Annotated in this window: 30 protein-coding genes and 1 other annotated feature; of the genes, 15 read left to right on the top strand and 15 right to left on the bottom strand. The window is 60.4% G+C overall.

What is annotated here, in order from left to right:
* Positions 1-391 precede the first annotated feature (391 nt).
* The 5 genes from KYK83_RS08915 to KYK83_RS08935 all read left to right on the top strand — a co-directional run bounded on the left by KYK83_RS08915 (position 392) and on the right by KYK83_RS08935 (position 4,320).
* Positions 392-646 carry a helix-turn-helix domain-containing protein gene (locus KYK83_RS08915; RefSeq protein WP_063505803.1) on the top strand — a complete coding sequence of 85 codons (255 nt, stop codon included), beginning with the start codon at positions 392-394 and terminating at the stop codon, positions 644-646.
* Between the two features lie 314 nt (positions 647-960).
* Positions 961-1,014, top strand: a sequence feature (sul1 is cis-regulatory element that is thought to sense ions involved in sulfur or methionine metabolism; They are found in Alphaproteobacteria).
* A gap of 92 nt (positions 1,015-1,106) precedes the next feature.
* Positions 1,107-2,591, top strand: coding sequence for a SulP family inorganic anion transporter (locus KYK83_RS08920; RefSeq protein WP_103024581.1), 1,485 nt, complete (start codon positions 1,107-1,109; stop codon positions 2,589-2,591).
* Entirely contained in the window at positions 2,591-3,457 is an 867-nt protein-coding gene (locus tag KYK83_RS08925; protein ID WP_233457382.1) for a universal stress protein, read from the top strand. The genes KYK83_RS08920 and KYK83_RS08925 overlap by 1 nt, the downstream gene beginning before the upstream one ends.
* A gap of 1 nt (position 3,458) precedes the next feature.
* Positions 3,459-3,800, top strand: coding sequence for a TraR/DksA family transcriptional regulator (locus KYK83_RS08930; RefSeq protein ID WP_103024580.1), 342 nt, complete (start codon positions 3,459-3,461; stop codon positions 3,798-3,800).
* A gap of 49 nt (positions 3,801-3,849) precedes the next feature.
* Positions 3,850-4,320: an NUDIX domain-containing protein gene (locus KYK83_RS08935; RefSeq protein WP_103024579.1), complete on the top strand. Its 471-nt coding sequence runs from the start codon at positions 3,850-3,852 to the stop codon at positions 4,318-4,320.
* A 109-nt stretch (positions 4,321-4,429) separates the two neighbouring features.
* Here KYK83_RS08935 and KYK83_RS08940 read toward each other — a convergent pair whose 3' ends face one another.
* From KYK83_RS08940 to KYK83_RS08970, 7 genes are all read right to left on the bottom strand, one after another.
* Positions 4,430-5,731 (bottom strand): APC family permease, encoded by a 1,302-nt coding sequence (locus KYK83_RS08940; protein WP_103024578.1) that lies wholly within the window; start codon positions 5,729-5,731, stop codon positions 4,430-4,432.
* 153 nt (positions 5,732-5,884) lie between these two features.
* Positions 5,885-6,634 (bottom strand): arsenical resistance protein ArsH, encoded by a 750-nt coding sequence (gene arsH, locus KYK83_RS08945; protein ID WP_119593915.1) that lies wholly within the window; start codon positions 6,632-6,634, stop codon positions 5,885-5,887.
* 16 nt (positions 6,635-6,650) lie between these two features.
* Positions 6,651-7,937 carry an arsenic transporter gene (locus KYK83_RS08950; RefSeq protein WP_103024576.1) on the bottom strand — a complete coding sequence of 429 codons (1,287 nt, stop codon included), beginning with the start codon at positions 7,935-7,937 and terminating at the stop codon, positions 6,651-6,653.
* Entirely contained in the window at positions 7,937-8,365 is a 429-nt protein-coding gene (arsC, locus tag KYK83_RS08955; protein ID WP_103024575.1) for an arsenate reductase (glutaredoxin), read from the bottom strand. The genes KYK83_RS08950 and arsC overlap by 1 nt, the downstream gene beginning before the upstream one ends.
* Positions 8,366-8,896, bottom strand: coding sequence for an arsenate reductase ArsC (locus KYK83_RS08960; RefSeq protein WP_103024607.1), 531 nt, complete (start codon positions 8,894-8,896; stop codon positions 8,366-8,368).
* Entirely contained in the window at positions 8,896-9,228 is a 333-nt protein-coding gene (locus KYK83_RS08965) for an ArsR/SmtB family transcription factor (protein ID WP_103024574.1), read from the bottom strand. Before KYK83_RS08965 ends, KYK83_RS08960 begins: the two co-directional genes overlap by 1 nt.
* A 501-nt stretch (positions 9,229-9,729) precedes the next feature.
* On the bottom strand, positions 9,730-11,634 hold the full coding sequence (locus KYK83_RS08970; RefSeq protein ID WP_222827954.1) for a M1 family metallopeptidase: 1,905 nt from the start codon (positions 11,632-11,634) through the stop codon (positions 9,730-9,732).
* Positions 11,635-11,814: 180 nt separating this feature from the next.
* Here KYK83_RS08970 and KYK83_RS08975 point away from each other — a divergent pair, with 180 nt between their 5' ends.
* From KYK83_RS08975 to KYK83_RS08990, 4 genes are all read left to right on the top strand, one after another.
* Entirely contained in the window at positions 11,815-12,678 is an 864-nt protein-coding gene (locus tag KYK83_RS08975) for a glycoside hydrolase family 16 protein (protein WP_346729442.1), read from the top strand.
* A 75-nt stretch (positions 12,679-12,753) separates the two neighbouring features.
* On the top strand, positions 12,754-14,211 hold the full coding sequence (locus tag KYK83_RS08980) for a cytochrome ubiquinol oxidase subunit I (protein ID WP_222827956.1): 1,458 nt from the start codon (positions 12,754-12,756) through the stop codon (positions 14,209-14,211).
* On the top strand, positions 14,201-15,208 hold the full coding sequence (cydB, locus tag KYK83_RS08985) for a cytochrome d ubiquinol oxidase subunit II (RefSeq protein ID WP_222827957.1): 1,008 nt from the start codon (positions 14,201-14,203) through the stop codon (positions 15,206-15,208). Before KYK83_RS08980 ends, cydB begins: the two co-directional genes overlap by 11 nt.
* Complete coding sequence (locus tag KYK83_RS08990; protein ID WP_234003235.1) at positions 15,205-15,315, top strand: DUF2474 family protein; 111 nt, start codon at positions 15,205-15,207, stop codon at positions 15,313-15,315. The genes cydB and KYK83_RS08990 overlap by 4 nt, the downstream gene beginning before the upstream one ends.
* Here KYK83_RS08990 and hemF read toward each other — a convergent pair whose 3' ends face one another.
* The gene (gene hemF, locus KYK83_RS08995) at positions 15,316-16,173 is read right to left on the bottom strand and encodes an oxygen-dependent coproporphyrinogen oxidase (protein WP_222827958.1); all 858 of its coding nucleotides are present in this window, start codon (positions 16,171-16,173) and stop codon (positions 15,316-15,318) included.
* Positions 16,174-16,218: 45 nt separating this feature from the next.
* On the opposite strand from hemF, the gene pdeM reads away from it, so the two are divergent.
* The 5 genes from pdeM to KYK83_RS09020 all read left to right on the top strand — a co-directional run bounded on the left by pdeM (position 16,219) and on the right by KYK83_RS09020 (position 20,629).
* Positions 16,219-16,923, top strand: coding sequence for a ligase-associated DNA damage response endonuclease PdeM (gene pdeM, locus KYK83_RS09000; RefSeq protein WP_222827959.1), 705 nt, complete (start codon positions 16,219-16,221; stop codon positions 16,921-16,923).
* Positions 16,924-17,058: 135 nt separating this feature from the next.
* Positions 17,059-17,577 carry a translation initiation factor IF-3 gene (infC, locus tag KYK83_RS09005; RefSeq protein ID WP_103024566.1) on the top strand — a complete coding sequence of 173 codons (519 nt, stop codon included), beginning with the start codon at positions 17,059-17,061 and terminating at the stop codon, positions 17,575-17,577.
* A 69-nt stretch (positions 17,578-17,646) separates the two neighbouring features.
* Complete coding sequence (locus tag KYK83_RS09010) at positions 17,647-18,231, top strand: hypothetical protein (protein ID WP_222827960.1); 585 nt, start codon at positions 17,647-17,649, stop codon at positions 18,229-18,231.
* 197 nt (positions 18,232-18,428) lie between these two features.
* Entirely contained in the window at positions 18,429-19,736 is a 1,308-nt protein-coding gene (locus tag KYK83_RS09015) for a cystathionine gamma-synthase family protein (protein ID WP_222827961.1), read from the top strand.
* 5 nt (positions 19,737-19,741) lie between these two features.
* Positions 19,742-20,629 (top strand): ATP-grasp domain-containing protein, encoded by an 888-nt coding sequence (locus KYK83_RS09020; protein ID WP_488153867.1) that lies wholly within the window; start codon positions 19,742-19,744, stop codon positions 20,627-20,629.
* A gap of 81 nt (positions 20,630-20,710) precedes the next feature.
* On the opposite strand, the gene KYK83_RS09025 is transcribed toward KYK83_RS09020, so the two are convergent.
* Positions 20,711-21,244, bottom strand: a complete 534-nt coding sequence (locus KYK83_RS09025; RefSeq protein ID WP_103024563.1) for a J domain-containing protein — start codon at positions 21,242-21,244, stop codon at positions 20,711-20,713.
* A gap of 155 nt (positions 21,245-21,399) precedes the next feature.
* On the opposite strand from KYK83_RS09025, the gene KYK83_RS09030 reads away from it, so the two are divergent.
* Positions 21,400-21,549 carry a hypothetical protein gene (locus KYK83_RS09030; protein ID WP_222827962.1) on the top strand — a complete coding sequence of 50 codons (150 nt, stop codon included), beginning with the start codon at positions 21,400-21,402 and terminating at the stop codon, positions 21,547-21,549.
* Positions 21,550-21,611: 62 nt separating this feature from the next.
* Here the strand turns inward: KYK83_RS09030 and pal are convergent, their stop codons facing one another.
* The 6 genes from pal to KYK83_RS09060 form a co-directional block, all read right to left on the bottom strand.
* Entirely contained in the window at positions 21,612-22,121 is a 510-nt protein-coding gene (gene pal / locus KYK83_RS09035; RefSeq protein ID WP_103024562.1) for a peptidoglycan-associated lipoprotein Pal, read from the bottom strand.
* Between the two features lie 74 nt (positions 22,122-22,195).
* Positions 22,196-23,593: a Tol-Pal system beta propeller repeat protein TolB gene (tolB, locus tag KYK83_RS09040; RefSeq protein WP_346729443.1), complete on the bottom strand. Its 1,398-nt coding sequence runs from the start codon at positions 23,591-23,593 to the stop codon at positions 22,196-22,198.
* Positions 23,590-24,450 (bottom strand): energy transducer TonB, encoded by an 861-nt coding sequence (locus tag KYK83_RS09045; RefSeq protein ID WP_247714227.1) that lies wholly within the window; start codon positions 24,448-24,450, stop codon positions 23,590-23,592. The genes tolB and KYK83_RS09045 overlap by 4 nt, the downstream gene beginning before the upstream one ends.
* A gap of 4 nt (positions 24,451-24,454) precedes the next feature.
* The gene (locus KYK83_RS09050; RefSeq protein ID WP_196847776.1) at positions 24,455-24,931 is read right to left on the bottom strand and encodes an ExbD/TolR family protein; all 477 of its coding nucleotides are present in this window, start codon (positions 24,929-24,931) and stop codon (positions 24,455-24,457) included.
* Positions 24,931-25,629 carry a protein TolQ gene (gene tolQ, locus KYK83_RS09055; protein WP_103024559.1) on the bottom strand — a complete coding sequence of 233 codons (699 nt, stop codon included), beginning with the start codon at positions 25,627-25,629 and terminating at the stop codon, positions 24,931-24,933. Before tolQ ends, KYK83_RS09050 begins: the two co-directional genes overlap by 1 nt.
* Positions 25,626-26,090, bottom strand: coding sequence for a YbgC/FadM family acyl-CoA thioesterase (locus KYK83_RS09060; protein ID WP_103024558.1), 465 nt, complete (start codon positions 26,088-26,090; stop codon positions 25,626-25,628). Before KYK83_RS09060 ends, tolQ begins: the two co-directional genes overlap by 4 nt.
* Between the last annotated feature and the right edge of the window lie 62 nt (positions 26,091-26,152).

Here is a 26,152-nt window from a genome sequence, read left to right on the forward strand (position 1 = left end):
AAGCGCCGCCGTCGGTCGGGGCGCAGGTGGTTGGTTTCGTTCAGTAATATGCGACGGCACCCGTAGTGCTCCTGCGGCGCTCCTTTCGAAAAGTTCTTTTTTATCAAACAGATTGGCGACGGCGCTTGGCGTTCTGTGCTGTTTTCGTTCGGAAACCCGCTTTCGCCCGGACGTCCTTTGCCGTCCAGATGAGCATCGGTGCATTTGACTGGAGTGCTTGCCCCAGGCCTCTGCGCTGCGGCGAAAGAACGGCAGCTGCAGCGTAGGAACGTCATGTGGCCCAGGGTGCCCTAATCGGCCGATACTCGGTGCCGATGGCGGGCCGGCCTGTCCCCTCCATGCTCCCCAAGGTCGGTCCGTCATCACCCGACAGATGAAAGGATCGACCGCTATGCCATCTGCAAGCACGACAGAGCATCTTCGCGAGCAATGCGGGCCCCAGGCCATCGAACCGATCGCCATGCGCGTACCCGAAGCCTGTCGCTATCTCGGGATCGGACGCAGCACACTCTATGTGCTCATTTCCAGAGACGAGATCGAGATCATCAAGATGGGGAGCGCAACCCTCGTGCTCACCGCCAGCCTGCGCTCGCTGGTTGAGCGGCTGCGTCGTCCTGCCGATCAGGTAACGGGGACCACTTTATGATTACGGCGCATCCTGACTTGCTGAAAGCTGTGGTGCTTGCCGCAATCGTGAGCATGCCAGATCATTCCAAACGTCAGCTGGTCTCGAAGATGAAAGAGCGGCGTGCAAACGCAGAAGAAACACTGGCCGCCAGATTGGTGATTGCGCTTTCGCAGCGGTCCTAGGCTTTCTGACTATGGCAGCTACGCGCCCCATCTCGGTCATTCAACGTTCTGTGATCGCTGCCCGATAGCTGCCTTTCGAACGCGCGGACGATGCCACTGCACCCTTCGCACTTGCAACATTTTTGCTTAGCCGCTAAGTGCCCGCAATCCACCGGACCCGGCCGCGCCGGGTGGCTCGGCCCGGCGCCTATCCCCGGGACAACCTTTCAGACCGGCATTCTGGCCGCACAAAGTGTTCGCAGCTGAGCGATGCTTCCGCGCATCGTGCCGGTCGTGTGAGTCGTGTTAGGGTTCACATGTTCGATATTCCCACGCTTAGGCGTGAATGGCTTTCCAATCCCCGGCGCGACATTCTCGCCGGCATCGTCGTCGCGCTTGCGCTCATTCCCGAGGCAATCGGCTTCTCCATCATTGCCGGGGTCGATCCGAGGGTCGGCCTTTACGCGTCGTTCTCGATCGCGGTCATCATCTCGCTCGTAGGCGGGCGACCGGGCATGATCTCGGCAGCCACCGCAGCTATCGCCGTTCTCGTTCTGCCGCTCATCCAACAATACGGCGTCGAATACCTCTTCGCAGCAACGATCCTGATGGGCGTCATTCAGGTCATCGCAGGTTTCCTACGGCTGCACCTGCTGATGCAATATGTGTCGCGCTCGGTCATCACAGGGTTTGTCAACGCATTGGCGATCCTGATCTTCATCGCACAGCTGCCGGAACTCACCGGCGTGCCGATGCTGACCTACGTGCTGGTCGCCGCGGGACTGGCGGTCATCTACATCCTTCCGCGCCTCACGAAGGCCATTCCCTCGCCGCTGGTCGCGATCATCATCCTGACGACGGTAGTCTACTACATGGGCATGGATGTGCGCACGGTGGGCGATATGGGTGAGTTGCCCTCGTCGCTGCCTTCGTGGCTCATTCCCGACGTTCCGTTCACGCTTGAGACGTTGCAGATCATCCTGCCCTACTCGGCAACGATGGCGGCGGTCGGCCTGCTCGAGTCCATGCTGACCGCGCAGATCGTCGACGACCTGACCGATACGGGGTCCGACAAGCGGCAGGAGATGAAGGGCCAGGGCATCGCAAACTTCTTCACCGGCTTCCTCGGCGGGATGGGCGGCTGCGCCATGATCGGCCAGTCGGTCATCAACGTGAAGTCGGGCGGCGAAACGAGACTTTCGACCTTCGTATCGGGCGTCTTCCTGCTGTTTCTTCTCCTGGTGCTCGGCCCGCTGGTCGCGATCATTCCGATGGCATCACTGGTTGCGGTCATGATTATGGTATCGATCGGCACCTTCTCGTGGCGCTCGATCAAGGACATCCGCACCAATCCCTGGCAGTCGTCGGTGGTCATGATCGTCACGGTAGTCGTGGTCGTGTGGACGCATGACCTGGCGCAGGGCGTGCTCGCTGGTGTGATCCTTTCGGGCCTGTTCTTCGCCAGCAAGGTGAAGCGGTTGTTCACGGTCGATACCGACCTGTCCGCCGACGGCACGACGCGGACCTATCGCATTGGGGGCCAGGTCTTCTTCGCTTCTTCCGATCGCTTCGTCGAAGCGTTCGACTACAAGGAAGTGCTCGACCGGGTGGTGATCGACGTCAGCCGCGCGCACTTCTGGGACATCTCGGCGGTGGGCACGCTCGACAAGGCGATCCTCAAGTTCCGCCGCGAGGGCACCGCGGTAGAGGTCCGCGGCCTGAACGAGGAGAGCGCCGGGATGATCGAGCGCTATGCTATCCATGACAAGCCCGGCGCCGATGCGCAGCTGGGAGGACACTGATGGGAGATACAGCAATGGAAAACGTCCTCGCGGCGATAGATGCCTCGGCCTACGCCACCAGCGTTTGCGGTTATGCCGGGTGGGCGGCAAAGCGGCTGTCGCTTCCGGTCGAACTGCTCCACGTCGTCCAGAGACAGGACGCCATCACGGCGCGCAAGGACCTGTCCGGTGCCATTGGCTTGGGCGTCAAGAGCGACCTCATGGAAGAGCTTGTCCGCCTTTCCGAAGAAGGCAGTCGGACCGAGATCGAGAAAGGCCGCGTCATGCTAAAAGCGGGCGAACAGTTGCTGCGTGAATCGGGCATTACGGACATCTCGACGCTTCATCGCCACGGCGGGGTGGTCGAGACCATTCTCGAGCGCGAAGATCACGCCCGCGTGGTTGTCATGGGCAAGCGCGGCGTCGGCCACGAATATGCCTCGGACCATATCGGCTCGATGATCGAGCGCGTGGTGAGGTCGAGTGAAAAGCCGGTGCTGGTCGCATCGCGCGAATATGCAGAACCGGAGCACGTCGTCTTCGCCTATGATGCCAGTCCCGCCGCGGAACGCGCGCTGGAGCGTCTGGCCAACTCACCGCTGTTCGACGGTCTGCCGGTCACCATCGTCATGGCAGAGGCGGATGGCGAAGCGCAGCGTGAGATGCTGACCAGGGCAGAAGCGGGATTCGCTTCCGACCACCCCGTTACCGTCGTGATGGAGCGGGACAAGGCCGAAAAGGTCATTCCCGGCGTCGTTGCCGCCACCGAGCATTCGCTGCTGCTTATGGGTGCCTATGGGCATTCGCCAATACGTCGCATGATTGTGGGCAGCACGACCACTGAAATGGTTCGCACCGTCAAGGCTCCGGTGCTGATGGTGCGCTGACGTGTCGATCGATCCTGCAACGTTCCGCAATCCTTTGCTGCAAAGGCTCGCCGAACTGGACGAGCAGGATCGCATCTCCGCGAAGGATCGCGATCCGGTGACGCTGGACCAGGAGAGCGTGGGCCGACTTTCTCGCATCGATGCGATGCAGGTGCAGGCAATGGCGCTGGCGCAGAAGCGGCGGCGGAAGGCCGAACGTGCAGGCATCGCGGCAGCTCTCCAGCGGATCGAGGAAGGGGAGTTCGGCTATTGCATCGAATGCGGCGACCAGATTGCCGAGGGTCGGCTGCGGAATAATCCGACGGTGATAAAGTGTCTGGAGTGCGCTGCCGGGAGTGCCTGAGACGAGCGGTTTACGGTAGGTTTACCCGAGCCTGTCAGGTTCTCCAACCATGACAGCCTATATCGAAAGCGACGGATTACGGCTGCGCCGCAAGGTGCGGGCCCTTGTATTGAACGAGAACGACGAGGTGCTCCTCGTGCGGCCGCATGGATATCGCGATGGGGAATGGACCCTTGCGGGCGGCGGCGTGGAAGAGGGCGAATCTCCCGTCGAGGCTATGCGCCGAGAGCTAGCGGAAGAATTAGGCGTCGGGCTGGAGGCCGAGTTATCGGAACTGCCGGTAACCAACCGGTTCATTTACTCGGCAGAGCACAAGGTGAAACGCAACCTTGACCATGACGGGCAGGACGCGGTGATGTTCGCGTGCCGTATTGATCGCAGCCACCCGCTCCACTTGCAGGCTGAAGAGATAGCCGACGCCCGCTGGTTTCCCGCAGATGATGCTCTTGCAGCGTTTCCCGTGCAAAAGCAGCGCGACATTTACATCCGCTGCCTCAGCGAGCTTTCTCGCTCTGCTTAACGGTCGGTCGGCTTAATCTTCGGACTGTGAATGTGGAGCGCATGCTCGCCGCGGATACTGGTCCTGATCTCCGAGCAACTCTTGAGCCGGAGCAATTCCTTCATCGCCGTCAGATTGGCTGCTTCCACAGGCGTGGCGCGAAGGTCTTGAAAACCAGCCCCGCGCCAATCAATCCGAGGCCCAGCACCCAGATATCGACCGGAACCCAGAAGGCGAGAAAAAGGCACGAAGCGAGGCCCAGGACGGAGATCCATCTCGGATATAGCCGCTGATCGTCGGGCAGGCGCAGCGCCGCGAGGTTGGAGATCGCGTAATAGATCAGGACCGTGAAGGCGCTGAACGCCCAGACCGTCTCGACGCTGCCAATTGCTGCCAGCCCGGTTACGAGCACACCAACCAGTATGACTGCAGAAGCTGGTTCCTTTTCCGCTTCGGTCAATCGGCCGAAGACTGGCGGAATATCGCCTCGTCGCCCCATGGCGAGCACCACGCGCGACAGTCCGAGGATCAGGTTCAGCAACACGCCAAGCATCGCAGTGATAGCGCCTATTGCCACCAACAAGGCAAGCGAACGCGACCCCATGGCGGTGGCGGCGGTCTGGAGGGTAGTTGCCTGCCGGTCCGGCGCGTCCGCAAAAACGGCAGTTCCAACGATGCCCACGACCACCGCCGCCACGCATATGTAGAGGGCCGCCGTCACCGCAACCGTGACGATGATGGCCCGGGGGATCGTCCGATGCGGCTCCCGCACCTCCTCGCCAAGAGTGGCAATGCGACCGTAGCCCGTGAAGGCAACGAACATTAGCGCTGACGCATAGAGGAACGCCGATGCTGGAGATTCTTCACGGTCCGAGAAAAAGGGCGTCCAATTTGAACTACCGGTTGCGAACGCACTCGGAGAACCGAAGAGGATGAAGCCGCCCAGCGCCGCGAGCGTCACCGAAACGATTGCGATATTCACCCAGCTTGAGCGCTTGATTCCAGCGAGCACCAAAAGCGTGAAAAACAAGACCGAACCCATCGCGACCCAAGGCATTGCCGCCGCACCTCCGCCTGCCATCGGCAGCGCATAGCCTGCGAAACCCAGCGCTGCGGTGGCGGCGGAAGCCGATTTCGCACAGAGGAACATCCAGCCTGCGGTGAGCCCGAGGCGCGGGTTGAGGTAGCGATAACCGTATTCATAAGTGCCACCACTCACGGGGTGACTGGCGGCGAGCTGCGCGCTCGACAGGGCGTTGCAGGTCGCAACCAGCGCGGCAAGCGCGATCGCCAGGAGGACCGATGGGCCAGCAACCCCAGCGGCGATACCGATGCTGACGAATACGCCGGTTCCGACCATCGAGCCGAGGCCCATCATGATCGCGCCTCCTATGCCGAGGTCACGCGATAGTCGGTGGCTCGATTCGTTCATCTATATAACCTTGGTATCGTGTGCGAACTCCCAACGGGAGCCCGCGCAGAGAGCGTTGGGTAACTGAAATGGGCGGCGGGATTTCGGTAAACCGCCGGGCCTATGTTACATGATGTCTAGCGGTATTGGCAGCGCACCACTCATCGAACTCCATCAAGATGAGGGGTTCAAGGCAATCGCCGATATGTCCTTTTGTGGATCGATGGCGCGACCTGCTTCCTTGCGTTCCGAGTAGCGGTCGACCAACTGTTCGGCGTGCGGCCGCAGCAGCACCGTGAAGCGGACGAGCTCCTCCATGACGTCCACGATGCGGTCGTAGAGCGGCGAGGGTTTCATCCTGCCCGCCCCGTCGAACTCCTCGTATGCCTTAGGCACGCTGGACTGGTTTGGAATGGTGAACATCCGCATCCAGCGGCCGAGCAGACGCAGCGTGTTGACGGTGTTGAAGGACTGTGAGCCCGCCGACACCTGCATGACTGCCAGCGTCCGCCCTTGGGTAGGGCGCATTCCCCCGATGCTGAGCGGCAGGTGATCGATCTGGGTCTTCATGATGCCGGTGATCTGGCCGTGCCGCTCCGGGCTGCACCACACCATGCCGTCGGACCAGAAGGCGTGCTCGCGCAGTTCGTGGACGGCAGGATGGTCGTCACCGCCGATCTGGTCAGGCAGCGGCAGATCGGAGGGATCGAAGATGCGCGTCTCAGCGCCAAACAGCTGGAGCAGTCGCGCGGCTTCCTCGACCGCGAGACGCGAATACGAGCGCTCCCGCAGGGAGCCGTAGAGCAGCAGGATTCGCGGCGGCGGCTGGTCGGCGCCAAGACCAACGGCAGGGCGGGCATGGATGAAGGCGGGGTCGAGCGACGGGAAGGTGTCGGGATCGGTGAGTGGGCGTAAACGGGACATGAGCGAGCTCCGTAGATCAGGCCAGCGTCAGGCGAAGAGCTAGCGCGGCCAAGGTCACCAGCAGGATCGGCGTGGTCAGCGTGATGCCGACGCGGAAGTAATAGCCCCAGCCGATTTTCACGCCCTTCTGTCCCAGCACATGCAGCCATAGCAGGGTCGCGAGCGAACCGATCGGGGTGATCTTCGGCCCGAGGTCGCAGCCGATTACGTTGGCGTAGATCATCGCGTCGCGAACGGGGCCGGTGGCGCCCGTAGCGTCGATCGACAGCGCGCCGACGAGGACGGTTGGCATGTTGTTCATCCCTGAGGAAAGCACGGCCGCCAGGATGCCCGTCCCGAAGGTAGCGCCCCACACACCGCCCTCTGCCGAGCGTTCGAGCAGTTCCGCTATAGCGGCGGCGAGCCCGGCGTTGCTCATGCCGTAAACGACCAGATACATGCCGAGTGAGAAGATCACGACCTGCCAGGGGGCCTCGCGGATCACCTGGCCGGTCGGAATGACTCGTCCGCGCGCGGCGATCGCGATCAGCGCCAGCGCGCCGACGGCGGCGACCGCGCTGATCGGAACGCCGAGCGGATCGAGGACGAAGAAGCCGACCAGCAGCAATGCCAGCACCACCCATCCGGCGCGGAAGGTCGCTCGGTCGCGGATCGCCTCTGCAGGAAGGCGAAGCTGGGCGACATGGTAGCTGGCGGGAATGTCCTTCCGGAAGAACAGCATCAAAGCCACTAGCGTGGCCGCGATGGCGGCAAGATCGACCGGCACCATGACCAGCGCATACTCGCCGAACCCAATGTCGAAGAAGTCGGCCGACACGATATTGACAAGGTTCGAGACGACCAACGGTAGGCTGGCAGTATCGGAGATGAATCCCGCTGCCATGACGAAGGCCAATGTCGCCTTGGCATTGTAGCCCAGCGCCCGGAGCATCGCGATCACGATGGGGGTTAGAATCAGCGCGGCCCCATCGTTGGCGAAGATGGACGCAACGCCTGCACCGAGCAGCACCACGAGCACGAACAGCATGCGCCCGTTTCCGCGGCCCCATCGTGCGACATGGAGCGCGGCCCACTCGAAGAATCCCGCCCGGTCGAGGATGAGGCTGATGAGGATGATCGCAACGAAGGCGCCGGTCGCATTCCAGATGATGTTCCACACCACTGGAATGTCGGCGAGTGAGATGACGCCGGTGGCAAGCGCCAGCAGTGCTCCGCCGATCGCGCTCCACCCGATGCCGAGCCCACGCGGCTGCCAGATCACCAGCGTGATGGTGGCAATGAAGATCGCGATCGCGAGCAGCATCAGGCGATACGCTTGCCCGCTACGTCCGCGACCTGCTCGCCGTCCTCCTTGGTGAAGGCGCCCTGCTGTGGGCTTGGCAAAATGTCGAGCACCGCCTCGGACGGACGGCACAGGCGGACGCCGAGCGGGGAGACGACGAGTGGTCTGTTGATGAGGATCGGGTGCTCCATCATCGCGTCCACCAGCGCTGTATCGCCCAGGCTCTCATCGCCGAGCCCCAGTTCGGCAAAAGGCGTGCCCTTTTCGCGCAGCACCTCCCTCGGACTTAGCCCGGCGCGCTCCATCAGGCTTTCCAGCATCGCTCGCGATGGCGGTGTCTTCACATAATCGACCACATGCGGCTCGATTCCGGCATTGCGGATCATCGCCAGCGTGTTGCGCGAGGTGCCGCAGTCGGGATTATGATAGACGACGATGTCGGTGGTCATTCAGGATTCCTTGGCCTTGGCGCTCGCGCCTTCTTCGCGGCCGATGGCGGCCAATTTGCTGCGCACAGACATTTCGTCGATGCTCGGGAGCGGCAGCATCAGGAACAGCTCGATCCGGCGTTTGAGATAGCTGAGCGCATCGACGAAAGCCTGCCGCTGGCCATCGCCCTCGACCGTGGCGGGATCTTCTACGCCCCAATGCGCGGTGAGCGGCTTGCCTGGCCATATCGGACAGCTCTCGCCCGCTGCGTTGTCGCAGACGGTGAAGATGAAATCGAACTCGGGTGCGCCGGGCTTGGTGAACTCGCTCCAGTTCTTCGAGTGCAGGCCATCGGTCGGATAGCCGAAGCTCTCCAGCACATCGAGCGACATCGGATGCACCTCGCCCTTGGGTTGGCTACCCGCGCTGTAGGCACGAAAACGACCTCCGCCCATTTTGTTCATCAACGCTTCGCCCAGGATCGAGCGGGCTGAGTTGCCCGTGCACAGGAACAGGACATTGTAAGGTTGGTCAGGCACTGTCGGCTCCATCAGCAGCAATGGGAGAGTTCGGCCACGAGCGGCTCGCAAAGCTCTGCGCGGCCCTCACAACAATCCTTGGCGAGGAACAGCATCAGGTCGCGCAGGACCTCGATGTTCGCGCGCTGGATCATCTGCCGCCCCCGCTTTTCCGGCAAGACGAGACCAGCGCCGACGAGGATCGCGAGGTGACTTGAGAAGGTGCTCTGGGTCAGACCCGAGGCGTCTACGAGCTGGCCTGTGGAGAGCCCGTCGGGCTCGCTGCGCACGAGACGGCGGAACGCATCAAGCCGCGTTGGGTGCGCCAGAGCAGAGAGTACATCGAGTGCCGAGGTCGACTTCATACATCGGCAATTATCGATGGATTGATCGGCCGTCAATTCCCATCGATATTTGCCGATGAATAGAGGGTGGATTCGACGGAACTGCGCAATGACACTTCGCGGTCCGGACGACCGGATGCGGCTTTCTAAATCCCATAACCGGACTGTCTGCTGCCGGCCCCGTTCCAGCCATTTCGCGTATCGACGTTGCACCGAGAAACAAACCTGTTCGAAGCTTGCTCATCCTTGCAATCGACGACGGATAGCGGTGGAAAATTCTGGACATTCAGTGCCGCAATGAGGCATTGTTTAACCGTCGAACATCAATGACGACTTGGACGTGTGGTAACGACTGTGGGTACGGGCTAGGCGGCTGAAGGATAAGAAAAAGATTTCAATTCATTAGGTTGAGACCTAAGAAATCCTCCGTCTCCGCCACCACCCTGCAAGACCCGATCGCTCTTGGCGCTGCGAAACCACCTCGCGGAAGGGTGGCCCGTCCCGAAGGACGAGCCTTCGTCTTCAATCCGCCTTCACTATCCGGTCAACTCCGGCGCGTGCTACCGCGTGATAGCTATCGCGTGTTTTGGCGTAGATGCGCCGCGCGATCGGCTGGCCCCATTCGCCTTCGTCCCACAAGACCTGAAACAGCGGGCGCACGAATTTTGCCCGGCCGACCTCAGCCAGAAACTCCTCTGCTTTCGGAACTGCGGGCTCGTATCGGTTCATCAATCCAAGTTCGAGCCAGAGGAACAGGATCTCGTTGTTTCCAGCGTCAGACAGACCGAGCGCGCTGTCGAGCGCGGCGAGTTGTTCGGCACTGCGTGTTTTTGGAATGTTGTCCAGGAACCGCATCTGCTCCGCCGCGCTCCAGCCGCTATAGGCGGCAGGGATCGACCCATCGGCTGTGTAAGCCGATACGGCCGCATCGACTTCAGCGAAAGCGGCAGGATCAGGGCGCACGACATTCGATGGCAAGCCTGGTTCGAAAATCCACTCACGAAGCTTCAGCGCTTGTGCTTCGGCTGGCGAAGAAACGAGGTTTGCAAGCATGTCTTCATAAATGAGCTCGCTCGTAGCAGGCTGGAAAGCGTGGTTGTCGAACCACTGGCGCAACCAGGCATCGAAGCGTTCGCGGCCTATGGTGCGTTCCAAGGTCCGCATGAAGAAATGGCCCTTGTCGTACGTGATCGCACTGCCGAGTTCGTCGGCACCGGGTTCGTGATGCAACGCACTACCAGGCGCGTCCATGCCGACTTCGGCCAACGTCTCTTCGATCGCAGCGAATGAAAGAGCGGCCTCCTGCTCGGCGCGCTTCCTGCCGTAGACCGCCTCGACGATCCGGTTTTCGAAGTATGAGGTTACGCCTTCGTTGAGCCAGCTATCTTCCCAGACGGCATTGGTCACGAGGTTGCCGGACCAGCTATGCGCCAATTCATGGGCGACGAGGCCGTTATTCGAACGGTCGCCCGCAATGAAAGTCGGTGTCAGAAAGGTCATGACCGGATTTTCCATTCCGCCATAAGGGAAGGAAGGCGGAAGCACGATCATGTCGTAGCGGCCCCAGCGATAATCGCCGTAAAGCTGCTCGGCAGCGACAACCATGTCTTCCGTATCGCCAACCTCTTTCCATGCGCGATCCAGCGTTGCAGGCTCTGCCCAGACGCCTGTGCGCGGTCCGATGGCTTTGAAATCGATATCACCGGCCGCGATAGCGATCAGATAAGGGGGGACCGGCTTGTCCATCACGAATTTGAACGCGCGGCGGCCATCGCCGAGATCTTCGGGCTCGCCCTGCCGCACGCCGCTCATCACAACATCGAGCGGCTTAGGTGCGGTGATGCGCGCCTCCCAAGTCTGACGGATGCCGGGGCTATCCTGAGTTGGTATCCACGTGCGATTGAGAATGGCCTGACCCTGGCTGAACAAGAACGGATGGACGCCGCCCTTGGTCTGTTCGGGGCTCAACCATTGCAGCGCGTCCGCGTCAGCAGGCGCGCGGTACTCTATGCGCAGCTTTTGCGCGCCGTCCAGCGCGATTGTCAGCGGTGCGCCCTTGCCTCCTTCGGCGATCGTCTCGCCGATCTGATATTGAAGCTCACGCCCCGCACCATCGGTTACACGGGCGATTTCCAACCCATTCGAGTCGAGCACAATCTCTTCGGCGCCGGGCTGTGCGAGCACATCGAGTTCGGCGGCGCCACTTACGCGTTTAGCGTCGAAATCGAGCGCCAGATCGAGCGCAACGTGGGTAACTCGCGCTATCTGGGGCTTTGCATACGTCGCGCTGTCGACGGCATCCGGACGGGTCAGAATTGGTGAAACCATACGATCCGATGCAGAGTTGGCCATGGGCGGTGCGGTCTCCATCGTAGTGCAGGCGGTGCTGGCAAGTAACAGGGCGAGCGGGGCAGCTAGACGACGCATGGGGAAACTCCGGCTTGTTATGGTACCGGATGCGCGATCCGGCCTCTTTTCGGTTTCGGGACTTTATTGCCGATCTGTCGAATGCGCGCCAGCCCTGCAGCCGAAATCATATCGAAGACACTGGCCAAATCCCTGATCCCATGCGATGAGAACGTTAACAAAAGACGAGGGAGAGATATTGTGATCCGAACTGCACTCATATGCGCAGCGGCAGCCTGCCTTGCTGCATCATCGCTGGCGGCGCAGGAGCCAAGCGATGATCGTACGCTCGTATGGTCGGATGAATTCAACCAGGCCGAACTCGATCGCACGAAGTGGGGCGTTATCGGCACGGACTTCTGGGTCAATAACGAACAGCAGGCTTATGTGGATGACTCTGCCGTACTGTCGATCGTCGATGGGGTGTCAGGCGCCGATGGAGGCGCACTCATTCTACGCCCCGTATTCAAGCCGGGCGTAGATCCCCATCCCGAACGCAAAGCGGATTTTCTATCCGGCCGGGTGGAAAGCCAAAACAAGTACGAATTCACATATGGCCGTGCCGAAGCCCGCATCAAAATGCCAGACGCCGATGGCGTTTGGCCAGCGTTCTGGCTACTCGGCAACGATGCTTGGCCCGGCACCGGCGAAATCGACATCATGGAATATGTGGGCGAGAAGGACTGGGTTGGTGTCGCCCTGCACGGCCCTGGTTACTCCGGCGAAACTCCGCTGGTGAACAAGTTCTACTTTCCCGAAGGTGAAGATGTAACGGGCTGGCACGTCTATGCGGTTGAATGGAAAAAGAATGAGATCCTGTTTCAGGTCGATGGCCGCACGCTGTACCGCGTGACGCGCCCTATGGTCGAAAATTACGGAAAGTGGGCATTCGACAATCCCAAATACCTGATCCTGAATTTCGCGATGGGCGGGGCCTATCCGTTCAAGACAAACGGCATAGAAAAACCCTATAACGGCGTTCCGCAATCTACGGTCGACAAGGTCAAGTCGGGCGAAGTGGCGATGCTCGTCGATTGGGTCAGGGTTTACGCGCCTGAAGAATAAGGTTGCGTTGCGCGCAACATGAGGTGCGTGCACATAGCTGGAAATGATTGGGGCGACCGGCTAGGGCGATAAACCATGTTCGATGGCTTTGACGCTTTGCTGCTCGCCCGGATCCAGTTCGCCTTCACGGTGAGCTTCCATTTCATATTTCCGGCCTTGTCGATCGGGCTGGCGAGTTACCTCATGGTGCTCGAGGGCTTGTGGCTGAAAACCGGCAAGCAACTCTATCTCGACCTGTTCAAATACTGGCTCAAGATCTTCGCAATCACTTTCGCGATGGGCGTCGTGTCCGGCATCGTGATGAGTTATCAGTTCGGGACGAACTGGGCCGTGTTTTCAGACAAGGCCGGCCCGGTAATCGGGCCATTGATGGCTTACGAGGTGCTTACGGCCTTCTTCCTCGAAGCGGGTTTTCTCGGAGTCATGCTGTTCGGTATGAACAGGGTTGGGAAAGGCCTGCACTTCGCGGCCACATTCATGGTCGCGTTCGGCACCTTCGTATCTGCATTCTGGATCCTCTCGGTCAATAGCTGGATGCAGACCCCGGTCGGGTTCGAGATGGGCGCCAATGGGCAGTTCCTGCCCGGCGAGAGCTGGTGGGATATCGTATTCAGCCCGAGCTTTCCCTATCGCCTGGTCCATACGGTGCTGGCTGCCTACCTTACCACCGCGTTCGTCGTTGGAGGTGTCGGCGCATGGCACCTGCTGAAAGATCGGACGAATGCGCACGCACGCAAGATGTTTTCGATGGCCATGTGGATGGCGGCACTCGTGGTGCCGATCCAGATATTTGCGGGCGACATGCACGGCCTCAACACTCTAGAGCATCAGCCACCAAAGGTGATGGCGATGGAAGGGCATTTCGAAAGCCATCCGGACGGTGCCCCGCTGTACCTCTTCGGCATTCCGGATCAGGATGCACAAGAACTCAGATATGCCATCGGCATCCCCAAACTCTCGTCGCTCATCCTCAAGCATGATCCGGACGCGTCGCTGGATGGGCTGGACACTGTTCCGCGCGACGAACAGCCGCCAGTGGCTGTGGTTTTCTGGACCTTCCGCATTATGGTCGGCTTAGGATTCGCCATGCTTGGAGTAGGCCTCTGGAGCCTTTTCGCCAGAATGCGGGGCAAACTATACGACTGGAAATGGTTGCACCGTGCCGCCCTGCTCATGGGGCCGAGCGGCTTTATCGCTGTCATCGCCGGCTGGGTCACCACCGAAGTCGGCCGGCAGCCGTGGGTGATTTACGGTCTTTTGCGAACAGCCGATGCGGCCAGCCCGCTTGATGCCCCGGCAGTCGGGGCATCCTTGCTCGCTTTCGTTATCGTCTACTTTACGGTTTTCGGCGTGGGCGTCTGGTATATCCTGCGACTGATGAAGGCACCGCCTCATGCCGGGGAAAAGGGCGTGAAGCGAACCGAGAAGGGGCCCGTGCGGACCGCCGGTATTACACCCGGGCCGACGCAAAATCCGGGTCACAATCCCGACACCCTCCCTTCGAACCACGAGGAGGCAGACGATGGACGTTAACGTCGATCTCACCGTCGTCTGGGCTTTTATCATCGCCTTCGCGGTTTTCGCCTATGTGGTCATGGACGGCTTCGATCTTGGAATCGGCATCCTGTTCCCAAGCTTCGAAGTCGGACGCGAGCGAGACCGCGCGATGAATTCGATAGCACCGGTGTGGGACGGGAACGAGACGTGGCTCGTACTGGGCGGCGGCGGACTGTTCGCGGCGTTCCCCCTCGCCTACGCCGTAATTCTTCCCGCCACCTATCCACTCATCATTGCGATGCTACTCGGGTTGGTCTTCCGAGGGGTGGCTTTCGAGTTCCGGTGGCGCGACCCTTCCCATCGACGCCTCTGGGACTTCGCGTTCACCGGCGGCAGCCTGGTGGCTGCGATGGCACAGGGGATGACCCTTGGCGCGCTGCTGCAAGGCATTGATGTCGTCGACCGGGCCTACGCGGGCAGCTGGTTCGACTGGTTCACCCCATACACGTTGCTGACCGGAATTGGTACGGTAGCCGGTTATGCGTTACTCGGCGCTTGCTGGCTGGTCTGGAAGCTCGATGGCGAAGCGCAGGCGCACGCCCGCACCCTCGCAAAGCGCGCAGCATGGGCCACTCTCATCCTCATGGGCGGCGTAAGCATCTACAATCTCGGGCTGCGACCCGAATATGCAGACCGCTGGCTGACCGCACCCGAAATCTATTTCGCTGCTCCCGTGCCGATCCTGACAGGACTTATAGCGCTCGCACTGCTTCGCTCGCTGTCGGTGGAGCGTCATTCAAAGCCATTTTGGCTCAGCCTTGCGCTGTTCTTTTTCGGCATGGCAGGACTGGGCGTTACCATGTGGCCGTACGTGGTCCCACCGGGGCTCACCATATGGGATGTTGCCGCGCCCGAACGCAGCCAGGTATTCATGCTGATTGGCGTCGGCATTACCATGCCGCTGATTATCGCCTATACCGCCTGGGCCTATTGGGTGTTTCGTGGCAAGGTCGGAGACGAAGGCTACCATTGACGCAGGCTCCGCTCTGGAAGCGCCTCGCCTGGATGGCAGCGATCTGGCTGGCGAGCGTAAGCGTCCTCGGCGCGGTCGCTTACGTCCTGCGCTTTTGGCTTAGCTGATCAGCTCCACACCGCTTCGGGCGGCAGGCTCATCAGAATGGCGTCGATATTGCCCCCGGTCTTCAGTCCGAACAAAGTCCCGCGGTCGTAGACCAGATTGAATTCGGCGTAACGGCCGCGCCATTCCAGCTGGGTCTGCTTGTCTTCGGGCGTGAATTCGGTTTCCATTCGGCGGCGGACAAGCGAGGGAAAAACATCCAGAAAGGCCTCACCCACGTCCTTCGTGTAAGCAAGATTCCGTTCGAATGCAGCCTCGTCTTCGCATTCCAGGTGATCGTAGAAAATGCCGCCGACCCCGCGATGCACACCACGATGCGGGATATAGAAATAATCGTCGGCCCATTTTCTGAAGCGTTCGTAATAGGTCGGGTTATGTGCTGCGCAGGCGGCACGAAAACGCGCGTGAAACTGTTCCGTATCCTCTTCATACGGGATCGGGGGATTCAAGTCCGCCCCGCCCCCGAACCATGCCTTCCCTGTGGTCAGGAAGCGCGTGTTCATATGTACCGCGGGAACATGCGGATTGGCCATATGAGCTACCAGACTGATACCCGTCGCAGTGAAGCCGGGGTTTTCGGCGCTGGCGCCATTGATCGTACCTGCAAACTCGGGCGCGAAATTTCCGCGAACAGTCGACACGTTTACGCCGACCTTTTCGAAGACCTTGCCTTTCATCAAACCGCGCGTACCGCCGCCAGGATCTGAATTGCCTTCTTCCTCACGGCTCCAGCTGTCGTATCGGAAACTCGCCTCCGAACCTGCCTCGCGCTCGATCGCTTCGAACTCGGTGCATATGCGATCGCGCAGGTTTTCGAACCATTTGCGGGCGGCGTCGGTTTGCTGTGTCCAGTCGGTCATGCCAAAGGCCTTGCCATCGCACTTTGGCTACGGCAATAGCGCGCTATGGTTCCCCTTTCGTTCGCCGGTGAGGAATGGCTCCTGACAGAGGGCCGCGCGCTGTATTGGCCGAGTGAACGCGCGCTACTAGTCGCCGACCTGCACCTCGAGAAAGGGAGCTTCTTTGCGGGCCATGGGCAGATGATCCCGCCTTACGATAGCAGAGAGACACTGGAACGTGTTGCACTCGCCATTCGCGAAACAGGCGCGCGCCGTGTTATTACGCTTGGGGACAATTTTCATGATTCCGACGGATCTACGCGGCTCGAGCCTCATGCCTGCGGGATGCTGGAAGCTTTGACGAAGGCCGTCGATTGGGTGTGGATCACGGGCAATCACGATCCGCACATGGATGCGCGATGTGGCGGTGTTCTGGTGGAAGAACTCGAATTGGGGGGCGTTGTCTTGCGCCACCGAGCGCACAAGGGTGAGACCCGACCTGAGCTGTCGGGCCATTACCATCCGCGTCTGCAACTCAAGATCCGCCATCGCAACATCCGTCGGCCATGCGCTGTCGTAAGCGCGAACGACGGGGCGGATGGGAAGCCATCCGGTCGGATGATATTGCCGGCCTTCGGTGCTTATACGGGTGGGATGAATGCGGCCGATCCAGCCATCCTTGCGGCGCTTCAACCGGCCGAGCGGATCGATGCCGTCGTACCCGCAAAAGGCCAGTTGGCCCGCTTCAATTTGTGGAAACGCGCTGCTTAAGCGCAACGCCGCAGCGATAAACTGCGCCCCATTCGTATAACACACTTCCGAATCCTCGGAACAATGCCTACATGCGCCCTTTCTAGTACGGCCACCAAAGGAGATTGCCCCATAGCCCGTCCACCCCGCCGTAGCATGCAGATGCCCGTGAAAAGCGGCCCTCGCTACGATAACATGATCAATGTGCCGAAGGTCCGCGTGATCGATCACGAAGGTGAGAACCTCGGCGTTATGTTCACCCGCGAAGCTGTCGAGCAGGCCAACGAACTCGGCCTCAACCTCGTCGAAGTGTCCCCCAACGCGGACCCGCCGGTGTGCAAATTCCTCGACGTCGGCAAATATCGCTACGAGGCGCAGAAAAAGGCGAACCTCGCGCGAAAGACGCAAAAGACGCAGGAAATCAAAGAGATCAAGATGCGTCCGAACATCGATGATCACGATTACGATGTGAAAATGCGCAACGTCGTCAAGTTCCTCGAGAACGGTGACAAGGTGAAATGTACCCTGCGTTTCCGTGGTCGTGAAATGGCCCATCAGCAACTCGGCATGGACCTGCTCAACCGCGTTCGTGACGATGTTGAAGAAATCGCCAAGGTCGAAGCCTTCCCGCGTCTGGAAGGCCGCCAAATGGTCATGGTGCTGGCTCCCAAATAGTCAGCCGACAACGCAATCAAAAGCGACGAACCGGGGAACGCGAATGGCGTCTCCCCGGTTTTTCTTTGCATGAAACAAGCGTCCATTCTCGCCATGGCCTGCAGTCTCGCGCTAACGGCATGCAACCAGTCCGAAACAGATCAAGACAGCCCGGCGTCTACTCCGGCAAGTGGATCTTCCGTGGAGGTCGCCCTTCCTGCTCCGACCCAGGCTATTGGGCAGGTGACAGGTGGAGAGAACGATGGTTCGCCAGATCTCTCCCCCGCCCCCCTGACTCCCGAAGCGGAACGCGGTGAAACAGGCGCCCGCAACGTTCTGCTGTCCTTTGCCCGCGCCATCGAGCTGCGCGAGTTTGATCAAGCGTGGGAAATGCTTGATGAGGGTGATCAGCAAAGGTGGAGCAAGGCTCAATGGCGCGCCCTATTCGCCGATCTCGGCAAGATTACGGTCGCAGTCCCGGATGGCTCCATGGAAGGCGCGGCCGGATCATCCTATTATACCAGTGAAGCGACAATAACGGCAACCGACAAGGATGGCCGTCCCGTTCGATATGAAGGACCCGTCGTCCTTCGCCGCGTCAACGACGTCCCCGGCGCCAGTGCCGCACAACTGCGCTGGCATATCGACAGCGTCCAGCTCGACTGGACACACTAGACTGTTGCAGATGCAAGCCCGATCCTGCTCGCCACGCGCAGGCCTAGTTGAACGCGATCACGAAGCAAACTAGTGGGATCGCTACAAGCAACGATTGGCGGAGAGGCGTTCCTGCGGAGGTTAGGAACGGGTGCCGCGATCCATTCGATTAGCTCCCGCCTTCCTGGGAGCGTGTTTTAGGAAGGATGCTCCCCACAATGAGCGATCACGATATCGACCCCACCTCGCCCCGCATGGCGCCCAAGCCGGAAGTGACCAAGATCGGCGGCCGCGAACTCAAGCCCAGCACACTGATGATGGGTCACGGCTTCGACCCCGTGCTGTCGGAAGGTAGCCTCAAACCGCCGATCTTCCTGACGTCGACCTTCGCTTTCCCAAGCGCGGCCGATGGGAAACGCCATTTCGAAGGCATCACCGGCAAGCGCCCAGGCGGTTCGGACGGTTTGGTCTATTCGCGCTTCAACGCACCCAATCAGGAAATTCTCGAGGATCGCCTTTCCGTTTGGGACGGCGCCGAAGACGCGCTGAGTTTCTCGAGCGGCATGACGGCGATCTGTGTCCTGATGCTGGCCTACGCCAATCAGAATGATGTCATCGTGCATTCTGGTCCGCTTTATGCAGCGTCTGAAGGCTTCGTCGCCAAGGTGCTTGCACGCTTCGGCATCACCTATGTCGATTTCCCCGCCGGTGCCACGCGCGAAGACATCGACGCAGTGCTCAGCAAAGCGAAGGCGCAAGCCAAATCGCAGGGCGGCAACGTCTGCATGGTGTATCTCGAAAGTCCCGGCAATCCGACAAATGCTCTGGTCGATGTCGAAGCCGTCCGTGCGGCCGTCGACGAGGCCGGGCTCGAATGTCCGATTGCCATCGATAACACCTTCCTTGGTCCGCTTTGGCAGCGTCCGCTCGACCAGGGCGCGGACATCGTGGTCTATTCGCTGACCAAATATGTCGGCGGCCATTCCGACCTCGTCGCGGGCAGCATCGCCGGAGCGAAGAAATGGATGGACCCGGTCCGCATGCTTCGCAACACGATGGGCGGCATCTGCGATCCCAACACCGCATGGATGCTTCTGCGCTCGCTCGAGACGGTCGAACTTCGCATGCAGCGGGCCGGAGACAATGCAGCGCGGGTTTGCGATTACCTTGCCAAGCACCCCAAGGTCGAAGGCCTAGGCTATCTTGGCATGATAAAGGATGCCCGCCAGCAGGATATCTATGATCGCCATTGCAAGGGCGCTGGCAGCACTTTTTCACTACTGCTAAAAGGTGGAGAGGCCGAGTGCTTCCGCTTTCTCGACAGCCTGAAAATTGCCAAGCTCGCCGTCAGCCTTGGCGGAACAGAAACTCTGGCAAGTCACCCGGCTTCGATGACTCACCTTTCGGTCGCGGAAGGACGCCGCGCGGAACTCGGAATTTCCGATAATCTGGTACGGATCAGTATCGGGATCGAGGATCCGGACGATCTGATCGCCGACTTCGAACAGGCGCTGGAGGCAGTCTGACACGCATCGGTTTTCTCGCCTGCGCGGAAACGCTTCCCAATGGCGGCCCCCGTCGCGGGGATGCATTCGAACACGATCTCGAAGTCGGCGCCTTGCGACCGGCCTTCGAGACCGTGGGGCTCACGCTGGTCGAGATCGACTGGCGAGCCCCGCTCGAATGCTTCGACGACATCGCCTTGGTGCTGCTCGGAACGGCATGGGACTACCAGGATCACGCTCAGGATTTTCTTGCCAAACTGGATGCTCTTGCGGATCGCGGCGTCCTAATATGCAACTCCCCCGAGATCGTTCGCTGGAACGCGAACAAGCGGTATCTGGAAGAGCTAGCGGATAGAGGCGCCACGACGGTCCCGACACTCTGGCTCGACGATGTCGATCGTGCCGGCATCATCCGCGCGATGGATGAATTCGACACCGATCGCATCGTCGTGAAGCGACAGATTGGTGCTGGGGCTCTCGGCCAGCATAGCTTCCGCCGAACTGAACTGCCCAAAGAAGATTGGGCCATGAGGCATGCCTGCATGGTGCAGCCCTTCCTCCCGAGCATTGTACAGGAAGGCGAATATACCTTCGTCTTCATCGAAGGGTGTTTCAGTCACAGCGTGCTGAAGCGCGCAGGAGAAGGGGACTACCGGATCCAGTCGCTCTACGGCGGCATCGAATGCGATTATGTGCCGGGCGAACAGGATCTCGCGACAGCAGAGGCAGTGGTAGCTGCGCTACCCTTCGACCGCCCACTCTACTGTCGCATCGATATGGTCCGGCTCGCTTCAGGCGAACTTGCGGTCATGGAAGCGGAAATGATCGAACCCTATCTCTACCCCGTGCAGGGACCGCAGTTCGGTGAGAAGATGGCCAAAGCGATTCTCACGCGCCTGACTGACTTGCCCTGAAAGAAGACGCCAGGAACCGAACCCCAAAGATGCCTAAGTAACACTAGGCACCAACTCAGCTTGCCGCCGAGCGCTAACGTATTAGCCCCGCCATTCGCGGCGCTCTTCCGCCGATTTCAGCACTTCGTAAGCCAACTGCAGCTTCTGGAACTCTGCCGCGGCCTGCTTGTCGCCCGGCTTCACGTCGGGATGCACCGTTTTGGCTTTTTCCCGCCAAGCTTTCTTTATCGCACCGAACTCGACATCGGCTTCGAGTTCGAGAACTTCGAGCGCGCGCATTTCATCCGCGCTGCGCGAACCATCGCCGCTGCCGCTCCAGCCATAATGTTGGGCTTCGGCATAGCCTGCGTTCTCACTGCGCTCGGTCTGCGCGCGAGCTTCCTTTTCGGCTTTGTCGAGTCCTTCGAAATAGTCCCACTTCTGATTGTATTCGGCGGCATGCTTTTGGCAAAACATCCATCGTTCTGGGCTGTTCGGCGCCTTCGGGGCGGGACAATTGCCAGGCTCTTCACAGCCATGCCGATCGCACAGCCGCACGGTGGTAGCTTCGCGGGCGGAGCCATATCCGCGCCAGCGCGGAAATCCCCAATCGTTGGACCTACGCGGTTTAGCCACGGCGAATATATGTCGTTTGTCGATTGGGCATCGCGGTCAATCTAGGGGCGCTGGCAAAAGGTACAAGATCGGTTAATTCAGTTTCATTATGAAATGCTGCAATGCAACCAAGACAAATTATATGATTGGCAGCAATGCATCGAACGGATGATACAATGAGCAGACAGCTGACGATTTCCGCACTGGCGGCATCGATATCGATGGCATTGTTCGCACTAAGTGCAGGTTTCGGCGCATTCGCCATCGAAAATCCGGCGCACATTGCCGGCAAAGCGCCGCTTATCGAACTTTACGCAGGTCGGTGACCCGTCATTACAATTCAACCGACTGCAAAAGGGCTCCCAACTCGGGAGCCCTTTCGTCTTAGTCAGTTGATCGTGACCGTCGCTGCGCGGCGGTTCTGTGCCCAGGCAGCCTGGTTCGACCCCAGGGCAACCGGACGTTCCTTGCCATAGCTGATCGTGCGGATGCGGTTGGCCGGGACGCCGACCGAAACGAGATAGTTCTTTGCGGCATTTGCGCGGCGTTCACCCAGCGCGAGGTTGTACTCACGCGTGCCACGTTCGTCGGCATGTCCTTCGATGGTGAAGTTCACCTGCGAATACTGGCTGAAGTACTGCGCCTGGCGCTGCAGTTTAGCCTGGTCTTCGGCATCGATATTATATTGGTCAGTGTCGAAGTAGACGACCGTGTTCTGCTGTCCCACCGCATCGATGAAATGCTGCTGCGAACCAACACCCGGACCCGAGGGTGCCGGTGCCGGAGCCGGCGCAGTTTCTGTCGGCGGCGGCGGAAGTTCTTCCGGTGCTTTCTTCTGGCAAGCGGCAAGCGCGATGGTCGATGCAAGCATCAGGCCGGTGGCAACACGAGTATTCATAGGCTGTCCCCTTTTAAACAGCTTGGTTGATCGTTATCCGCCAAGGATCCATTCCCTGTCATAACTCAATGCAGTTATGGCAGAATCGGTCCCCAAGCCGGATCGGATGCATCGACGGGCGTCGGGAGCTGGCGTAGGTTTTCACCCGTAAGATCGACTTGATACAGCGCTGCCTTGCCGCTGTTGCGTTCGGTACGGAAGAACTGGATGATGCGGCCGTTCGGCGCCCAGGTCGGGGCTTCATCCTGCCAGCCATTGGTCAACACCCGAACATTGCCGCCGGATGGTGTCATGACAGAAATGTTGAACGTGCTTGAGTTGGTGAAAGCAATCTGGTCGCCGCGCGGGCTCCACTCCGGGGTCGCGCAGCGCGAACCGCCGAAGCTGATCCGGCGCTGGTTCGTCCCGTCGGCATTCATGACATAGCATTGCTGTGCGCCGGACCGATCGCTTTCGAACACGATCTGGCGGCCATCGGGCGAATAGGAGCCGCCGATATCGATGCCTGGCGTGTCGGTCAGGCGAATGCTCTCGCCCCCACGTGCCGAAACGCGATAAATATCCGTATTGCCGCCCACTGCCATCGAATAGAGCAACCAGTTTCCATCAGGGCTCCAGCGCGGGGCGAACGTCGGGTTGTCGCTCTGCGTGATCAACGTCTGACGACCGGTTCCGATGTCATAGACGTAGATGCGCGGATTGCCGTCGACATAGCTGAGATAGGACAGCTTCTTGTAGTCTGGCGAATAGCGCGGCGTCAGCGCCGTCGAACGACCGGTCGTAATGAACCTGTGGTTGGCACCATCGCTATCCATGATGGCCAGGCGTTTGCTGCGATTATCCTTCGGTCCGGTCTCTGCGATATAAGCAATCCGGCTGTCGAAGAACGGGCTTTCGCCGGTCAGACGCGAATAGATAAGGTCGGAACACTTGTGCGCCGCGCGCCGCCAGTCTGCCGGGGGAACCACCCAGCCTTCACGAACGAGTTCGCTCCGTAGCGCCATGTCGTAGAGATAACAGCCGACCGTAAGCTTGCCGTCGGTACGTCCGCGCACATAGCCGTGAACGAGCATTTCTGCCCCGCGGTTCGACCAAGTCGGAAAATTCGGCGAAGTGATTTCGTTGAATGTGGGCTGTGGAAGGGAATCAGGGCCTGTCGGCTTGAATAGTCCGTTGTTACGCAAGTCGGCCGTGATCACCCGGGCCAGTTCCTTGCCGAGAGCTGCCGTTCCCGACGAATTGGCAGGCGTAGATACATCGCGATCGGTCGCGAAGCCCGGAATGGCTATACCAAGATCGTCGAGATTACCCTCGAAACTGACCGATCCCGAAAGGCCTTCGCCCTCATCGATGGTTTCGACCACTCCTCCTTCGGGAAGCGGCTGCCCAAGATCCTGGTTCTGAACCGCCTGATCTTGGGCGGAAAGGGAGGCGGCGAGAAGCGCCGCGGCGGCAAAGAGAACATACTTCACTGGGCCAATCTCCAGTCGAAATCCACGGTGATGACTTTCCATGCCTCATAATACTCTTGAGGCAGATCGAAGGGTGCAGCCAATTGAACGGCTCTTACAGCTTGCTCTCCATGTCGGCCGGCCTGAGCGCGGTTGGTGTCGGTGACACCTCGCTGCCCGGCGACGCTCGGGGCACCGGCCAGCGAACCGTCCGGATTGAGGCTGAAGCGTACCTTGGTGACGATCTTTTCGACATCGGGACCGCTCGGCGGCTGCCAGTGTGGCCGAAGCTGTCGGGCGACAGCCTGAAACAGCGAAGCCTTCGTGCTGGCACCGATTTGCGATGCCGGGGCTCGCGTTTCGTTTGTGCGGCTGCTGTCCCCGGCCCCTTCAAGGAAATTGTCGCCCAGACGCGAGCCACCACTGCGCTGGCTGGTCTGGCGTTGAGGCTGCGGTTGCGGCTGCGCGCGCGGCGGTTGTGCCTGGGGCTGCGTCCGTTGCGGTTCCGGCCGACGCGCCCTTGGCGCTTCCGTACGAGGTTGCGGCGATGGCGCCCGCGTTTCGCGCTGCGGCTGCGGCGCCGGAACCGGACGTTCCACCTGAGGCGGCGCAGGTTGTTGCTGCTCCGGTGCCGGAGCCGGATTGACGTCCATAGTCGGCGCCGTCGAGGCGCGACTTTCCGTTACCGGGTCGGGCGCCGTTGCTTCCATGCCGACATCTTCCGCCAGACTTACGGTCATTCGCTGCGGTGGATCGATAGCTGGCGCCGGAAACAGGCCTTGCACGATAAGAATGGCGAGAAGCGCGACATGCAGTACGACCGCGACGATCAGCCCGGTCCGCTCCTCTGCTCTGATGCCCACTCTCTCCATCGGCATGCGGCTATTCCGCGCCAGATGAACGGTTGTTGACCGATGCAGGGGTTGCGCTGTTTGTGATCAGCGAAATCCGATTGAGACCCGCACGGTTCAATTCTCCCATCACTGCCATCACCCGCCCGTAATCCAGCGCACGATCGGCACGCAGGGTAATGTCGGGGCCTTCCCCGCCCGCACGAGGCAGACTTTCGAGCGCCTGCGGCAAACCGCCGAGTTCGACCGGTGCGTCGTCGATATAGACATAGCCGGCCTCGTCGATGCTGATGGTCACCTGCTGCTGCTCATTGGAAAGCTGGGCGGCGCGGCTGTCGGGCAGGTCGATCGGCACCCCGGCCGTCAATAGCGGGGCAGTGACCATGAAAATGATCAGTAGAACCAGCATAACATCGACGAACGGGGTGACGTTGATCTCGCTCATGGGGCGACGGCGACCGCCGCGCCCGCGTCTCGCACCGCGAGATGAGGCTAGCCCCATCGCCATCAGCGCGCCTCCAGCTGGCGGCTGAATGTTGCGTTGAGTTTGTCTGCGAAGCGCTGCAGACGCGCTTCGTAACGATCAACGCGGTGGCTGAAGCGGTTGTAGGCGATGACAGCCGGTATTGCGGCGAACAGGCCGATGGCGGTCGCGAACAGGGCTTCCGAGATACCGGGGGCCACGACGGCCAGCGAGCTGCTTTCCTGCGCGCCGATCTGGAAGAAGCTGTTCATGATGCCCCAGACCGTACCGAAGAGGCCCACAAACGGCGCAACCGAACCCACGGTTGCGAGGAAATTCAGCCGCTCGGCGATCTCGTCGGTTTCATGGGCAATCTGGCTGTCCATGGCGGTCGTGATACGGCCCCGGAGCGCTTCGGGATCGCGCACCGCCGTCTTGGTTGATCGGCGATATTCGGACACGGCGGCCTGGGCCACGCGAGCAACCGGGAGATCCTTCTTTCCGCGTTCGGACGCAAAGCTGTCGAAGCTGTCTGCCTGCCAGAACTCGCTCTCGTATTCGATGGTTTTGGTGCGCAGCTTGGCGACGCGCAGGCTGAAGCTGACTATGATCATCCATACCCATATGCTGGCGAGCAGCAGGCCGGTCATGACCAGCTGGACGACGATGTCGGCATCGAGAAAGAGACGGATCGGATCGAGCCGGGTCGGTGCCGCGGCGGCCAATAGTGTAAGCGAGCTCATTGTTCCCCTTGCTCGGCAAATTGCGCGAAAGCCGCGCGCCATTCCTCTGGCTGGCGTTTGGGCCGGCCTTCGGGTGAAACGAAGCCGACGCGCAAATGTGCCTCGGCCAGAAGTTCGCGCTGTTTACCCGCCAACCTGAACGCAAGCTGGTGCATGCGGCAGGAGGCCGCCTTCAGCTCGGTACAGCGCGTTTCGATGAGTACATCGTCATCGAGCCTGGCGGGGCGCAAGTATTTGAGATTTATCGCCGAAACGGCATACGCCCCCTCCCCCGCCTCGATCGCGGCGCGCTGATCGATGTCGAGGCGGCGCAGTAGATCGCTGCGGGCCCGTTCGAACCAGCGCAGGTAATTGGCGTGGTAGGTGATCCCGGACAGGTCCGTGTCTTCGTAATAGACGCGTACGGCATAGAGGTGGGTATCACCTTCGAGCGTTCCGTCCGGGAGATTGGGCAGTGTCATGGGCAAGGGCGCCCTTTAGACGAGGCGGGAGTCCCGCGGCAATGGAGAACGACGAACCGACG

Source organism: Qipengyuania pacifica (assembly GCF_019857205.1).
GTDB classification, from domain to species: Bacteria; Pseudomonadota; Alphaproteobacteria; order Sphingomonadales; family Sphingomonadaceae; genus Qipengyuania; species Qipengyuania pacifica.

Coding starts and splice junctions, on each gene's coding strand:
- KYK83_RS09045 (WP_247714227.1), bottom strand. CDS start 24,450: ATGCCGATGGAGAGAGTGGGCATCAGAGCAGAGGAGCGGACCGGGCTG.
- KYK83_RS09060 (WP_103024558.1), bottom strand. CDS start 26,090: ATGACACTGCCCAATCTCCCGGACGGAACGCTCGAAGGTGATACCCAC.
- KYK83_RS08920 (WP_103024581.1), top strand. CDS start 1,107: ATGTTCGATATTCCCACGCTTAGGCGTGAATGGCTTTCCAATCCCCGG.
- KYK83_RS08935 (WP_103024579.1), top strand. CDS start 3,850: ATGACAGCCTATATCGAAAGCGACGGATTACGGCTGCGCCGCAAGGTG.
- KYK83_RS08925 (WP_233457382.1), top strand. CDS start 2,591: ATGGGAGATACAGCAATGGAAAACGTCCTCGCGGCGATAGATGCCTCG.
- KYK83_RS09015 (WP_222827961.1), top strand. CDS start 18,429: ATGAGCGATCACGATATCGACCCCACCTCGCCCCGCATGGCGCCCAAG.
- KYK83_RS09010 (WP_222827960.1), top strand. CDS start 17,647: ATGAAACAAGCGTCCATTCTCGCCATGGCCTGCAGTCTCGCGCTAACG.
- KYK83_RS09030 (WP_222827962.1), top strand. CDS start 21,400: ATGAGCAGACAGCTGACGATTTCCGCACTGGCGGCATCGATATCGATG.
- KYK83_RS08950 (WP_103024576.1), bottom strand. CDS start 7,937: ATGCTGCTCGCGATCGCGATCTTCATTGCCACCATCACGCTGGTGATC.
- arsH (WP_119593915.1), bottom strand. CDS start 6,634: ATGTCCCGTTTACGCCCACTCACCGATCCCGACACCTTCCCGTCGCTC.
- KYK83_RS09050 (WP_196847776.1), bottom strand. CDS start 24,931: ATGGCGATGGGGCTAGCCTCATCTCGCGGTGCGAGACGCGGGCGCGGC.
- KYK83_RS08915 (WP_063505803.1), top strand. CDS start 392: ATGCCATCTGCAAGCACGACAGAGCATCTTCGCGAGCAATGCGGGCCC.
- KYK83_RS08965 (WP_103024574.1), bottom strand. CDS start 9,228: ATGAAGTCGACCTCGGCACTCGATGTACTCTCTGCTCTGGCGCACCCA.
- cydB (WP_222827957.1), top strand. CDS start 14,201: ATGGACGTTAACGTCGATCTCACCGTCGTCTGGGCTTTTATCATCGCC.
- KYK83_RS08980 (WP_222827956.1), top strand. CDS start 12,754: ATGTTCGATGGCTTTGACGCTTTGCTGCTCGCCCGGATCCAGTTCGCC.
- pal (WP_103024562.1), bottom strand. CDS start 22,121: ATGAATACTCGTGTTGCCACCGGCCTGATGCTTGCATCGACCATCGCG.
- infC (WP_103024566.1), top strand. CDS start 17,059: ATGCAGATGCCCGTGAAAAGCGGCCCTCGCTACGATAACATGATCAAT.
- KYK83_RS08940 (WP_103024578.1), bottom strand. CDS start 5,731: ATGAACGAATCGAGCCACCGACTATCGCGTGACCTCGGCATAGGAGGC.
- arsC (WP_103024575.1), bottom strand. CDS start 8,365: ATGACCACCGACATCGTCGTCTATCATAATCCCGACTGCGGCACCTCG.
- KYK83_RS08970 (WP_222827954.1), bottom strand. CDS start 11,634: ATGCGTCGTCTAGCTGCCCCGCTCGCCCTGTTACTTGCCAGCACCGCC.
- tolQ (WP_103024559.1), bottom strand. CDS start 25,629: ATGAGCTCGCTTACACTATTGGCCGCCGCGGCACCGACCCGGCTCGAT.
- KYK83_RS08960 (WP_103024607.1), bottom strand. CDS start 8,896: ATGGAGCCGACAGTGCCTGACCAACCTTACAATGTCCTGTTCCTGTGC.
- hemF (WP_222827958.1), bottom strand. CDS start 16,173: ATGACCGACTGGACACAGCAAACCGACGCCGCCCGCAAATGGTTCGAA.
- pdeM (WP_222827959.1), top strand. CDS start 16,219: ATGGTTCCCCTTTCGTTCGCCGGTGAGGAATGGCTCCTGACAGAGGGC.